The organism is Paeniglutamicibacter selenitireducens (assembly GCF_051550675.1).
In the GTDB taxonomy this organism is placed as follows: Bacteria; Actinomycetota; Actinomycetes; order Actinomycetales; family Micrococcaceae; genus Paeniglutamicibacter.
In genome coordinates, this window is the sequence record NZ_JBPULF010000015.1 from 37,597 (window position 1) to 49,493 (window position 11,897).

Annotated in this window: 14 protein-coding genes; 12 read left to right on the forward strand and 2 right to left on the reverse strand. The window is 65.9% G+C overall.

Translation table 11 applies throughout. The features are described from left to right. Positions 1-17 precede the first annotated feature (17 nt). From ACSYDW_RS18600 to ACSYDW_RS18620, 5 genes are all read left to right on the forward strand, one after another. Positions 18-764 carry a phosphoglyceromutase gene (locus ACSYDW_RS18600; protein ID WP_438340222.1) on the forward strand — a complete coding sequence of 249 codons (747 nt, stop codon included), beginning with the start codon at positions 18-20 and terminating at the stop codon, positions 762-764. A gap of 169 nt (positions 765-933) precedes the next feature. Continuing rightward, positions 934-1,206, forward strand: a complete 273-nt coding sequence (locus ACSYDW_RS18605) for a hypothetical protein (RefSeq protein ID WP_438340223.1) — start codon at positions 934-936, stop codon at positions 1,204-1,206. After that, entirely contained in the window at positions 1,206-1,418 is a 213-nt protein-coding gene (locus ACSYDW_RS18610; RefSeq protein WP_438340224.1) for a hypothetical protein, read from the forward strand. The genes ACSYDW_RS18605 and ACSYDW_RS18610 overlap by 1 nt, the downstream gene beginning before the upstream one ends. 2 nt (positions 1,419-1,420) lie before the next feature. After that, positions 1,421-1,726 (forward strand): ArsR/SmtB family transcription factor, encoded by a 306-nt coding sequence (locus ACSYDW_RS18615; RefSeq protein ID WP_438340225.1) that lies wholly within the window; start codon positions 1,421-1,423, stop codon positions 1,724-1,726. 153 nt (positions 1,727-1,879) lie between these two features. Further along, positions 1,880-2,182 carry a DUF4193 domain-containing protein gene (locus ACSYDW_RS18620; RefSeq protein ID WP_438340226.1) on the forward strand — a complete coding sequence of 101 codons (303 nt, stop codon included), beginning with the start codon at positions 1,880-1,882 and terminating at the stop codon, positions 2,180-2,182. Positions 2,183-2,326: 144 nt separating this feature from the next. Here ACSYDW_RS18620 and phoU read toward each other — a convergent pair whose 3' ends face one another. Further along, positions 2,327-2,986, reverse strand: a complete 660-nt coding sequence (gene phoU, locus ACSYDW_RS18625) for a phosphate signaling complex protein PhoU (RefSeq protein ID WP_438340227.1) — start codon at positions 2,984-2,986, stop codon at positions 2,327-2,329. Positions 2,987-3,165: 179 nt separating this feature from the next. On the opposite strand from phoU, the gene ACSYDW_RS18630 reads away from it, so the two are divergent. Both ACSYDW_RS18630 and ACSYDW_RS18635 read left to right on the forward strand, forming a co-directional pair. Beyond that, on the forward strand, positions 3,166-4,383 hold the full coding sequence (locus tag ACSYDW_RS18630; protein WP_438340228.1) for a sensor histidine kinase: 1,218 nt from the start codon (positions 3,166-3,168) through the stop codon (positions 4,381-4,383). Beyond that, on the forward strand, positions 4,380-5,060 hold the full coding sequence (locus tag ACSYDW_RS18635) for a winged helix-turn-helix domain-containing protein (protein ID WP_438340229.1): 681 nt from the start codon (positions 4,380-4,382) through the stop codon (positions 5,058-5,060). The genes ACSYDW_RS18630 and ACSYDW_RS18635 overlap by 4 nt, the downstream gene beginning before the upstream one ends. A gap of 198 nt (positions 5,061-5,258) precedes the next feature. On the opposite strand, the gene ACSYDW_RS18640 is transcribed toward ACSYDW_RS18635, so the two are convergent. Beyond that, on the reverse strand, positions 5,259-5,789 hold the full coding sequence (locus ACSYDW_RS18640; RefSeq protein ID WP_438340230.1) for a hypothetical protein: 531 nt from the start codon (positions 5,787-5,789) through the stop codon (positions 5,259-5,261). 311 nt (positions 5,790-6,100) lie between these two features. Here ACSYDW_RS18640 and ACSYDW_RS18645 point away from each other — a divergent pair, with 311 nt between their 5' ends. From ACSYDW_RS18645 to ACSYDW_RS18665, 5 genes are all read left to right on the forward strand, one after another. Further along, the gene (locus ACSYDW_RS18645; RefSeq protein ID WP_438340231.1) at positions 6,101-6,583 is read left to right on the forward strand and encodes a CarD family transcriptional regulator; all 483 of its coding nucleotides are present in this window, start codon (positions 6,101-6,103) and stop codon (positions 6,581-6,583) included. Between the two features lie 132 nt (positions 6,584-6,715). Then, on the forward strand, positions 6,716-8,014 hold the full coding sequence (ispD, locus tag ACSYDW_RS18650; RefSeq protein ID WP_438340232.1) for a 2-C-methyl-D-erythritol 4-phosphate cytidylyltransferase: 1,299 nt from the start codon (positions 6,716-6,718) through the stop codon (positions 8,012-8,014). Between the two features lie 53 nt (positions 8,015-8,067). After that, complete coding sequence (gene cysS, locus ACSYDW_RS18655; protein WP_438340233.1) at positions 8,068-9,537, forward strand: cysteine--tRNA ligase; 1,470 nt, start codon at positions 8,068-8,070, stop codon at positions 9,535-9,537. A gap of 104 nt (positions 9,538-9,641) precedes the next feature. Next, positions 9,642-10,640 (forward strand): 23S rRNA (guanosine(2251)-2'-O)-methyltransferase RlmB, encoded by a 999-nt coding sequence (rlmB, locus tag ACSYDW_RS18660; protein WP_438340234.1) that lies wholly within the window; start codon positions 9,642-9,644, stop codon positions 10,638-10,640. A gap of 230 nt (positions 10,641-10,870) precedes the next feature. Next, positions 10,871-11,635: a GlgB N-terminal domain-containing protein gene (locus ACSYDW_RS18665; protein WP_438340235.1), complete on the forward strand. Its 765-nt coding sequence runs from the start codon at positions 10,871-10,873 to the stop codon at positions 11,633-11,635. Positions 11,636-11,897 lie beyond the last annotated feature (262 nt).

Genomic DNA, 11,897 nt, shown 5'->3' on the forward strand with positions numbered 1-11,897 from the left:
CTCGATAGAATGGGGTCATGACTTACACACTGATCCTGCTTCGCCACGGGCAAAGCGAGTGGAACGAAAAGAACCTGTTCACCGGTTGGTACGACGTCACGCTCACCGAGCAGGGCCGTGCCGAGGCCACCCGCGGCGGCGAGCTGCTCACCGAGGCCGGCCTGGCCCCGGAGGTGCTGCACACCTCGCTGCTGAAGCGTGCCATCATCACCGCCAACCTGGCCCTCGAATCCGCGGACCTGAGCTGGATCCCGGTCAAGCGCAGCTGGCGCCTGAACGAGCGCCACTACGGCGCGCTTCAGGGCAAGGACAAGGCACAGACCCTGGCCGAGTACGGCGAGGAGCAGTTCATGGAATGGCGCCGCAGCTACGACACCCCGCCGCCGGCGCTTTCCGACGACTCGGAGTTCAGCCAGATCAACGACCCGCGCTACGCGGACCTCGGCGACGCAGCCCCGCGCACCGAGTGCCTCAAGGACGTCCTCGAGCGCATGCTCCCGTACTGGGAAGGCGACATCAAGCCGGACCTGGCCGCCGGCAAGACCGTCTTGGTCACCGCGCACGGCAACTCGCTGCGCGCACTGGTCAAGCACCTCGACGGCATCAGCGACGAGGACATTGCGGGTCTGAACATCCCGACCGGCATCCCGCTGGTGTACGAACTGAACGAGGACTTCACCCCGGTCACTCCGGGCGGCAAGTACCTTGACGCGGCGGCCGCCGCCGACGCCATCAAGGCCGTCGCAAACCAGGGCCGCCACTAGGGTTTGCCCGTCCCCGCAGCGGCGGGGAGAGAAGGGCCTGCATTTTCCCGCGTCGGGAAGGTGCAGGCCCTTCGGTGTTTCCCGGGACGGCGCGTCACCTGGAATGTTTTTGTTGCAGGTGACATGGTGGGTTCACACAGCGCCACAGCGCCGGACCAGGGAGAAGCCGATGAAACACCTGACGTTGCTTGCCGAGGAAGCAGCGGGGAACCCGTTGCAGCCCAACGGCTACGAAATCGCCGCGACAGTGCTGGGAATCCTGTTCGTCGCAGCCCTTCTCGCAGTGCTGCTGCTGGCCATCGCCAGGTTGGCACGCGGCACCAGGCGGCCCGCCGACAGTGGCGAGGATGCGCAGCTGCGGGAGGAGATTGCCCGGCGCACGGAGTCCATCGAACGCCGCTTGGGCAACATCGAACGAACCTTCCAGGGGGTGGCCGAGTAATGCTGGCCGGCTGGTACTTCATCATGTTCCTTGTCCTTCTCGCCCTCGCCGGGCTGGCCGTCGGTGCCGTCCTCCTGGCCAAGGGACTTCGGGGCCAACCGCGGGCCTCCGGCACCTCCCTGGAACGGGAACGCGCCCACCTGGAGCGGCTCGAGGCCATCGACCAACGGCTGGAGCGCCTGGAAAAGACCCTCCACGACCTGCCGTCCTGAGCATGCCGGGTGAACTGCCCGTGGTTCCCCTGGCCACGGTCCTGGCCGCGCTCGGAAGCGAACCGCGGTTGAGGATCCTGGCCGAGCTGTCCGCGGGGCCGCTGCATGTCTCGGAACTGGCCAGGCGCGTATCGATGAGCCGGCAGCTGCTCTACCTGCACCTGGCGAAGTTGGAACAGGCGGGGCTTGTCTCGGGGGAGGCGGACGTGGCGGAGGACGGCAAGGCCCTGAAGCGCTATTCGCTGGCCGGCTTTGACTTGCGTATCGACATTGCCCGGATTCTCGACGAGTTCCCGCCCGGCAGGTAGCTTAATTCCCGTGCCGGAGGCGCCGAGGACGGCGCACGCAGTGCCGGGGCGTTAATGCGGAGAGATAAATTCGGCGGATGCGGGCTATCGCACGGTTTCATGCGGTACTCTGCTGTCTCGACGCACCCCCGACTCATGTAAGGAACGCATTTCGTGGCAACTGACTATGATGAAGTCCGCCCGGACGTCGCCGAGGCACGCAAGGCCTCCCTCGACGCGGTCAAGTCGGCCAACGCGCCGGACGCCCGCAGCGTGGCCACGGACCTTGACGAGGCCGACACCTCCGACGGCGTCGAACTTCCCGGTGCGGACCTGTCCAACGAGGAGCTGACGGTCACCGTGGTTCCGCAAAAGGAGGACGAGTTCCTCTGCGGGTCGTGCTTCCTCATCCGCCACCGCTCGCAGCTCGCCCGAGAGGCCAACGGCGTTGGCTACTGCCTCGAATGCGAGGGTTAGCAACGCCACTGCCACGCCACCGGATCGACCGGTATACATAAACCGCCGGCCCGGTGTACCCGGGGCAATGCCCCGGGCGCACGCAAGACCGGCGGTTTGTCGTATGTGGCCAGTGGCCAGTGGCCAGTGGCCAGTGGCCGGTGGCTAGAACGGTTCGCTGACCGGTTCCCATTCGCCGGTGACGAGGTAGGAGACCTTGCGGGCCACCGAGACGCCGTGGTCGCCGAAGCGTTCCAGGTAGCGGCTGGTCAGGGTGACATCGGCGGTCGTCGGAGCCGACTCGTTCCAGTCGGCCGCTGCCACCACCTTGAAGATCGAGGCGTGCAGCTTGTTGATCCTGGCGTTGAGCTCGATGATCTCGCGGGCGATGGCCAGGTCGCGGGTGTCCAGCAGCGTTCCCAGCTTCTGGGCGATGGCGATGTCCAGCTCCGCCATCTCGGCGAAGACCGGTGCCACCGAGGCCGGAACGACAGGCTGCGGGAAGCGCAGGCGGACCAGCTGGGCCACGTGCCGGGCGAGGTCGCCCATGCGCTCGAGTGAGGCGCTCATGCGTAGGGAGCCCACGATCATGCGCAGGTCGGAGGCGACGGGACCCTGGAGGGCCAGGACGTCGATGGCGCGCTCGTCAAGCTGGGTCTGCAGAAAATCGATCTTCGCGTCCTCGGCGATGACTTCCTGGGCCAATTCGATGTCCGCGTTGCGGAAGGACTCGTAGGCCCGTTCCATGGCCGAGGCCACAAGCTGCGACATCTGAATGAGCTCTTCACCGATTTGCTGCAAATCGGCCTGGAAAACCTTACGCACGCGGGCGTCCTTTCGTGATGGTGGCACCGTGGCCGGCAGGGGCCACGGAACTTTTCATGTCCATTCTTACAGCACCAGATGAACCGAGTGGGGGTTCAAGGTGAACGTTTAGTGAATGAGTTTCGCCATCCAGTGATTCTGCCCATTCGGCCGCGCGCGGGACGGATAGGGTAGAGAGCGTGAACGATGTCTTGCTTTCCGTGATTGCGGGCCTGGTCGGTTTGGCCCTGGGCGTTGTGGGCATCATGGCGTACCGCGGTTCCGTCCGGAGCCGGCGCGGCCTGCCCGCAGTGGGTGAACCCACCCTGCCCGAGGGTTCCGCTGCCGTGCTCTCGGTCATCGGACGCGCCTTCGTCATCATCGACGAGGTCGACGGGGTGGTCCGGGCCAACCCCGCCTCCTACGCCTACGGCCTGGTGCGCGGGCATACGCTGATCCACGAGGAACTGCGGCTGCTGGCCCGCAAGGTGCGGGCCGACGGGGTCATCGCCGAGCGGGAATTCGAGCTGCCGCGCGGGACCATGGGCTCCTCGAGCCTGATCGTGCACGTTCGCGTCGCACCGCTGGGCGACGAATACATCCTCCTGCTGGCCGACGACCGCACCGAGATCACCCGGACCGAGGCAGTCCGCAACGACTTCGTGGCAAACGTGTCGCACGAACTCAAGACGCCGGTGGGCGCCATTTCGCTGCTGGCCGAGGCCATCGACGGCGCCGCCGACGACCAGGTCGCGGTCCGCCGATTCACCGCCAGGTTGCACAAGGAATCCGCGCGCCTCGCGGCGCTGGTCCAGGACATCATCGAGCTTTCCCGGCTGCAGGGCACCAATGTTGTGCTGCAGGGCGAAATCGTCGACATCAACGACGTGCTGGCCGAGGCGGTCGACCGCAACAAGCTCCCGGCCGAGGAGAAGCGCATCAAGATCATGGTGGGCGGAACCGTCGACCAGCCGGTCTTCGGGGACCGCGACCTGCTGATGACGGCCCTGCGCAACCTGATCGACAATGCCATCCGATACTCGCCGGCGGACACCACCGTCGGGGTGGGGCTGCGGCACCGCGACGGGCTGATCCAGATCTCCGTCACCGACCAGGGTCCGGGCATCTCCGCGGACGAGCAGGAAAGAATCTTCGAGCGGTTCTACCGCATCGACGCCGCGCGTTCGCGGCAAACCGGCGGGACCGGGTTGGGCTTGAGCATCGTCAAGCACGTGGTTGCAAACCACGGCGGCGAGATCACCGTGTGGTCCCAGCCCGGGCAGGGTTCGACCTTCACCGTCCGCCTGCCGATCCTGGACGAGACGCCGGAGCAGGACGCGGTGGCCCCCGCAGAAAACAACCCCAAGCACAACGCGGCCCAAGCGCACACCGCGCGGCCGGAAGGAGGACGGGGATGACCCGTATTTTGTTGGTTGAGGACGAGGAATCGCTCTCCGATCCACTGTCGTACCTGCTGGACAAGGAAGGATTCGAGGTCCGGGTCGCCGAGGACGGACTCAGCGCCGTCACCGAGTTCGAGCGGCACGGGGCGGACCTGGTGTTGCTTGACCTGATGCTCCCGGGACAACCCGGCACCGAGGTGTTCCGGCAGATCCGGGCCACCTCGCAGGTTCCCGTCATCATGCTCACCGCCAAGGATTCGGAGATCGACAAGGTCGTCGGCCTCGAACTCGGTGCCGACGACTACGTCACCAAGCCGTATTCCTCACGCGAGCTCGTGGCGCGCATCCGCGCGGTGCTGCGCAGGCAGGGCGAGAGCGAGGAACTGGTCAGCAACATCGTTGCCGCCGGCCCGGTGCGCATGGATGTCGAGCGGCACGTGGTGTCGGTGCGAAGCACCCCGGTCTCCATGCCGCTGAAGGAGTTCGAGCTCCTGGAATTGCTGCTGCGCAACACAGGCCGGGTGCTCACCCGCGGCCAGCTCATCGACAGGGTGTGGGGATCGGACTACGTCGGGGACACCAAGACCCTGGACGTGCACGTCAAGCGCCTGCGTTCAAAGATCGAACCGGACCCGGCGGCGCCCGTGCACCTGGTGACCGTCCGCGGGCTCGGCTACAAGTTCGAGGCCTAGCTGCCCGCGCGCGGGAGCACCCGCAGCAACCACATACAGGCGACCGGCCCCGGGGAAGCGATTCCCCGGGGCCGGTCCGTGTGCTCCGCCGAGGATTCCCGGCAACAAAAAACCGGGGCGCGTGCCGATCCCGGTGGAGATCGATACGCGCCCCGGTTGCTCAAGCGTCGAGTTGCCGTGTGGCCGACACCGAAGTGGTTAGTGGTGCTCTTCGGACTTCGGCGACGGGGTCAGGTGCGAGATGCTGCTCTCGTCGAAGCCGCCCGGAACGAATTCGCGGTATTCCTTCAGGGTGCCATCGACAACCGGGATGCGCACCTCGTCCGAGTTGCCGGCGACGCTGAGCGTTGCGTCTGCCTGCTCGCCCGGCATGACGCCGGTCGCGGGAAGGAGGGTCTTGTTCTCTTCCTTTTCAAGTCCGACAACGGACTTCGCCGGGACCTTGACGGTAACCGAGCCGGTTGAGAGCTTCAGGTCCAGGGTCTGGTCGGTGGCGGTGTTGTTCACGAGCGAGCCCAGCAGGCGGGCCTCGTCGGTGGCGCTCTTGGTGACAATCAGCAGGTTGCGTACTTCGAGATCCGCAACGTTCAGGACGATGCCGTCGGAAGCTGCGTACTGGAAGGTCGTTGCCTGTTCGTTGATGGCGCCACAGCTGGTAACGCCAAGGGCCAACATGGCCAGGGCAGCTGCCGCAACGGCGCGGCGTCCACGGTTTTTCTGTGCGGTCATCACGGCACAAACTCCTCAATCAGTTTCGAGTTCGGGTGAGCTATTGGGCACACAGGATGCACCCGAGGAAGCCACTCTCCCTCCTAGCCTAATCGCTTTTCCCCGGAATGCATGATTTGGCCCCAGATCCATGCGTCATCAAGGCGCTGATCACGGCTGGAAAACACCCGGAAATCGGCGGTTTGCATAGCACTAGTTTCCCCGCTTGGGAAGGGCCAAATCCGCGCCATTACTAGGGAGTAGGGGAGTCCGCCTGACCATTTTCCGCAATTCCCGTGATAAACTGGTAAGTGGGAAAGGGGTTTATCCACATGGTTTTTGAGGTTGGCGAGACAGTTGTCTACCCGCACCACGGTGCAGCAATGATCGAAGAGATCAAGATGCGCACCATCAAGGGCGAAGAGAAGATGTATCTCAAGCTTAAGGTTGCCCAAGGCGATCTGACGATCGAGGTTCCGGCAGAAAATGTCGATCTTGTCGGCGTGCGCGATGTAGTTGGCCAAGAAGGATTGGACCACGTCTTCGACGTGCTCCGAGCCGAGTTTACGGAGGAACCCACCAACTGGTCCCGCCGTTACAAGGCGAACCTGGAGAAGCTTGCTTCGGGTGACGTCATCAAGGTTGCCGAGGTTGTACGAGACCTCTGGCGCCGCGACCACGATCGAGGCCTTTCCGCCGGCGAGAAGCGCATGCTGTCGAAGGCCCGCCAGATCCTGATCAGCGAACTTGCGCTGGCCAAGAAGCTAGACGAAGACAAGGCCGAAAGCGTGCTCGACGAGGTTCTTGCCTCGTAGCAACCGCACGGTTCGAATTGTTTGATCCCGAAGGGGTCCGCAACACCACATGGTGTTTCGGACCCCTTCGGCATATTGCGGCAGGGCCCGAGCCTCACGTGGCGAGCGGAGCATCACGGCTAGGCTGGAGTGGTGAGTGCAGAAAACCCGCAGAACCCCCCAACGGCCCTACACACGGCCGTCATCGTCGTGGCAGCAGGATCCGGAACCCGGCTGGGATACGGGATGCCCAAGGCCCTCGTTCCCTTGGATGGCCGTCCGCTGCTGGAACACGCGCTTGACCGGATCGCCCGGACGAAGTGCGTCGGCGAGGTCGTCGTCGTCCTGCCGGCGGGGGAACAGGAACTGGCGGCGCTCTGCGCCGGGCATGCGCTGAAACCCAAAACCGTCACCGGGGGAAGCACCCGCAACGACTCGGTGCGCGCCGGGCTTTCGGTGCTTGGCCCCGGCATCGAACACGTGTTGATCCACGACTCCGCACGGTGCCTTACTCCTCCGGAGGTCTTCGACTCCGTGGCGGCGGCACTTGCCGGCGGAGCAACGGCCGTCATCCCGGTGTTGCCCGTCGTGGACACCATCAAGTCCGTCTCCCTCGACGCCGGTGCCGAACGACCCCACGTCACGGGGACGCCCGCCCGCGAATCCCTGCGTGCGGTCCAGACCCCGCAGGGATTCCACGCCGCGACGCTGATCGCCGCCCATGCCCAGGTCGACGGGTGGGACGCCGCCCGCGCCGAAGGGATCACCGACGACGCGATGCTGATGGAACGCCTCGGCGAACGCGTGGACACCGTGCCCGGAGCGCCGGAGGCCCTGAAAATCACCACACCCATGGACCTGCTCCTGGCCCGGTCGTTGCTGGGCCAGAGCAACGAGGAAGGCTCCACCGTGAACCAGCCCGACCAGATGCCGGAAGACCTGCCGACGCGGGAGGCCGCCCCCATGCCCATTCCGCGCACCGGGATCGGAATCGACGTCCATGCCGTTGCCGATGCCTCCGAACCCCGCGACATGTGGCTGGCCGGCCTGCACTTCCCGGGCGTCCAGGGACTGTCGGGGCACTCCGACGGCGATGCCGTGGCACACGCGGCCTGCGATGCGCTCTTCTCCGCCGCCGGGATCGGCGACCTGGGCACGCACTTCGGGACCGACCGCCCCGAGTACGCCGGTGCTTCGGGAACCACGCTGCTGGCCGAGGCCGCACGCCTGGTGCGCGAGGCCGGCTTCGAGATCGGCAACGTGGCAGTGCAGTTCGTGGGCCGCCGCCCCAAATTCGCCGCCCGCCGCCTGGAGGCCGACGCCGTGCTCAGCAAGGCGGCCGGTGCACCCGTCACCGTCACGGCCACGACCTCGGACGGCCTGGGCTACGAGGGCACGGGGGACGGGCTGACCGCCTACGCCACGGCCCTGGTCTACTCCGTAACACGCTGAGCCCCGTTGCCGGACCGCCAGTGAATCCGCGCGGCCTCGGATAACCTTGGGTGGTGAGCATCCGTTTTTATGACACCAAGCAGGCAACCACCCGGGACTTCGTCCCCCTGATCGAGGGCAAGGTCGGGCTGTACTACTGCGGTGCCACGGTGCAGGGCATGCCGCACGTGGGGCACGTGCGCAGCGCCATCGCCTTCGACATCCTCACCCGCTGGCTGGAGAACCGCGGCTTCGAGGTCACCGTGGTCCGCAACGTGACGGACATCGACGACAAGATCCTGGAGAAGTCCGCCGCTTCCTTCGGCGAGGACTTCGAGGGCGACGAGGACTACTTCGCCAACGAACCCTGGTTCGCGCTGGCCTACCGCTTCGAGCAGGAGTTCGCCTCCGCCTACGACACCCTGGGTGTGCGCCGGCCGACCTACGAGCCCCGCGCCACCGGGCACATCACCGAGATGCACCAGCTGATCGGTACGCTGATCGAACGCGGCCACGCCTACCCGGCGCTCGACGGCTCCGGAGACGTCTACTTCGACGTGCGCTCCTTCGCCGCCTACGGCTCGCTGACGCACCAGAACGTCGACGACATGCAGGGCGCCCCGGACGCCGACCCGCGCGGCAAGCGCGACCCGCGCGACTTCGCCCTCTGGAAGGGCCACAAGTCCACCGACCCGGAAACCGCGTCCTGGCCGAGTCCCTGGGGCACCGGGCGCCCGGGCTGGCACCTGGAATGCTCCGCCATGGTCACCAAGTACCTCGGCACCGCCTTCGACATCCACGGCGGCGGCCTTGACCTGCGCTTCCCGCACCACGAGAACGAGATGGCACAGTCGATGGCCGCGGGCCACGACTTCGCGAACTTCTGGATGCACAACGGCATGGTCACCTACCAGGGCGAAAAGATGTCCAAGTCCATCGGCAACACCATTTCCCCGGCGGAGATGCTGGAGCTCGCCACCCCGCGCGTGGTCCGCTACTTCCTGGGCCAGGCACACTACCGCTCCCAGCTTGACTACCGCCCGGAGTCCCTCGCGGAGGCAGGCGCCGCGGTGGAGCGCATCGACGGGTTCGTCGCCAATGCCCTGGCCCGCATCCACGGCGTCGGCCCGAACGACGACTTCTCGATCGACATGCACCACTTCGAGGTCACCGAGGCCTTCGAGTCGGCAATGAACGACGACCTGAACGTGCCGCAGGCCCTGGCCGCGCTGCACGAGACGGTCCGCCGCGGCAACACCGCGCTGGCCGCCGGGGACCTGGAGGCCGCCGACCAGGCGATGCAGCAGGTCATGGCCATGACCTACACGTTGGGCCTGGACGACACCATCGAGCAGGGCTCCGCCGCCGACGCCGCACAGGGCGCGGCACTGGATGTCCTGGTCGCCGCGCAGCTCGCTGACCGCGCGGCGGCACGCGAGGCCAAGGACTGGGCACGGTCGGACGCCATCCGCGACACCCTGGCGGCCGCCGGGATCGTCGTGGAGGATTCCGCGGACGGCGCCCGCTGGAGCCTCAAAGGGTAAGTTCGCCCACAAAGCGCAGTGTTTTTGCGCAACGTGTCGCTAAAATAGGTAGGCGGCGCGTGAAATCGCCGTGCAATCCGCCCCGACCCAAGGAATTCACCATCATGTCTGCTGCACAGAAGCGCTCCGGCGCCGTACGCAAGAGCAAGAAGGGCCCCTCCGTCGGAACCGGCGGATACGGCCGCAAGGCCCTCGAAGGCAAGGGCCCGACGCCCAAGGCCGAGGACCGTCCGTACCACAAGGCCTTCAAGAACAAGGAGCTCGCCGAGCGTTCCGCAGCCAAGCGTGCGCAGGCCAAGGGCGGCTCCGCAACCCGCGGCCGCAGCACCGGCCGTGCCAAGGGCAGCGAAGAGCTCGTCACCGGCCGCAACTCGGTCGTCGAGTCGCTGCGCGCCGGCATCCCGGCCAAGGCCCTGTACCTTGCCGTGCGCATCGAGATGGACGAGCGCGTCCGCGAATCCCTGAAGATCGCCGCCGAACGCGGCATCCCCGTGCTGGAAACCGGCAAGGCCGAACTGGACCGCATGACCGACGAGGCCATCCACCAGGGCCTCGTCCTGCAGATCCCGCCGTACGACTACAAGGATGCGCTGGAGACCGTCAAGGCGACCATCGCCAAGTACAACAAGGGCCACATCAAGGAGGCCCCGCTGTTCGTTGCGCTCGACGGCATCACCGACCCGCGAAACCTCGGCGCGATCATCCGCTCGGCCTCGGCCTTCAACGCCCACAGCGTGATCGTTCCGGAACGCCGCTCCGTCGGCCTGACCGCCTCGGCCTGGAAGACCAGCGCCGGCGCTGCGGTTCGCGTTCCCGTGACCCGCGCGCCGAACCTGACCTCCACGCTCAAGGGCATGAAGGACGCCGGCGTCTTCGTGATCGGCCTGGACGGCGACGGCGACGTTTCGCTGCCCGACCTCGGCCTGGCCACCGAGCCGCTGTGCATCGTGGTTGGTTCCGAGGGCAAGGGGCTCTCCCGCCTCGTCCGCGAAAACTGCGATTCGATCGTGTCGATCCCGATCAACTCCGGCATGGAGTCGCTGAACGCCTCGATGGCCGTGGGTATCACGCTCTACGAGGTGTCCCGCAAGCGCAGCGCCTAAACAGCCGGCTTGCCCGTGCCGAGGCGCGGGTGCATTGAACGAACGGGAGTGGTTCCCGGATCCGCCGAGGATCCGGGAACCACTCCCGTTTAAGCACTATTCCCACGCGCTACGATTCTCGGTAGCGTGGGTGGCGAGCCGAACGAATGCTTTGGTCAGTTCAGATGCGCACCACCGACGTTGCGCAGGTTTGGTCGGTGGAGCCAGCAAACGGAGCGGGGGTTGTTGCCATGAGGCAGTCGCAGATCGAATCCGATGACTATGCGCCGCACCGACTCGACGAATCGCTGGGTGCTCCACTGCATGTCCAGCTTCCCGTGCTCGAAGCCGTCGACCGCGGGGAGTACCGAGCGCCCCATGCGGTGCTTGGTCCGCACCTGAACCTGGTGGGTCATGTAGGAGTGAGGACACTGCAACGCGCAGTGGACGGCGTGAACGTGCTCAGTGCCGCGGGCGTTGTTCCCCTGCACCGTGAACTGGGGGACATTTGGGTCGGGTTGCTTGAATCCAAGGAGATCGGCCGGGTCCCGGACTACCGGATCCAAAGGTTGGAGAAGGACGGGTCCACAACCACCCTTGACGATCCGTACCGACACGCGCCAAGACTCGGCGAACTTGAGCTGTACCGACTGCGCACCGGTGGCCTGGACATCAAGCAGCACTTGCTTGGCGCACACCTTCAGCACTACACGTCCCCGATGGGCGAAGTTGAAGGCACGGGATTTGTGGTCCACTGCGAAGACGTGAGTGCCGTCAGGGTGTGCGGAGACTTCAACATCTGGAACGGATCCAGCCATGCCATGCGGAGGCTCGGCAACAGCTGGGTGTGGGAGATCTTCGTTCCGGGAGTCGGGCTCGGCGCCAAGTACCGTTTCGAGTACCTCGAGCCCACAGGTACATGGGTCGAGTACGCCGATCCGCTGGGGCACTATTCCACGGAGGACCCCGACACCATTTGCCTGGTGCAGGCCGAAGGGTTCGAAGACGGGGCCTGAGCCTCGCGCAAGCGGCGGCAGCCACCACACAGTTAATGGTGAGCCAGTTCACAGAAACGGTTTTCGGCCAAGTTGCCACTTCCTGGACCCTCGAAGGGGCGGAATTCCGCGGCAGTCCGGGGAACCTCGGTGCGGATTTGCGTGGAAGGTGGCTGTTTGGACTTCCGGGGCAAAGGGGCGTAGAGTTGTTTCTCGCGCCGGACACCGCAGCGCAGCCCGAAAGGGTGGCGGCGGGGGATGGATGCGAAGGATTCCGGAGGGA

Coding starts and splice junctions, on each gene's coding strand:
- ACSYDW_RS18600 (WP_438340222.1), top strand. CDS start 18: ATGACTTACACACTGATCCTGCTTCGCCACGGGCAAAGCGAGTGGAAC.
- ACSYDW_RS18605 (WP_438340223.1), top strand. CDS start 934: ATGAAACACCTGACGTTGCTTGCCGAGGAAGCAGCGGGGAACCCGTTG.
- ACSYDW_RS18610 (WP_438340224.1), top strand. CDS start 1,206: ATGCTGGCCGGCTGGTACTTCATCATGTTCCTTGTCCTTCTCGCCCTC.
- ACSYDW_RS18615 (WP_438340225.1), top strand. CDS start 1,421: ATGCCGGGTGAACTGCCCGTGGTTCCCCTGGCCACGGTCCTGGCCGCG.
- ACSYDW_RS18635 (WP_438340229.1), top strand. CDS start 4,380: ATGACCCGTATTTTGTTGGTTGAGGACGAGGAATCGCTCTCCGATCCA.
- ACSYDW_RS18640 (WP_438340230.1), bottom strand. CDS start 5,789: ATGACCGCACAGAAAAACCGTGGACGCCGCGCCGTTGCGGCAGCTGCC.
- ACSYDW_RS18645 (WP_438340231.1), top strand. CDS start 6,101: ATGGTTTTTGAGGTTGGCGAGACAGTTGTCTACCCGCACCACGGTGCA.
- rlmB (WP_438340234.1), top strand. CDS start 9,642: ATGTCTGCTGCACAGAAGCGCTCCGGCGCCGTACGCAAGAGCAAGAAG.
- ACSYDW_RS18665 (WP_438340235.1), top strand. CDS start 10,871: ATGAGGCAGTCGCAGATCGAATCCGATGACTATGCGCCGCACCGACTC.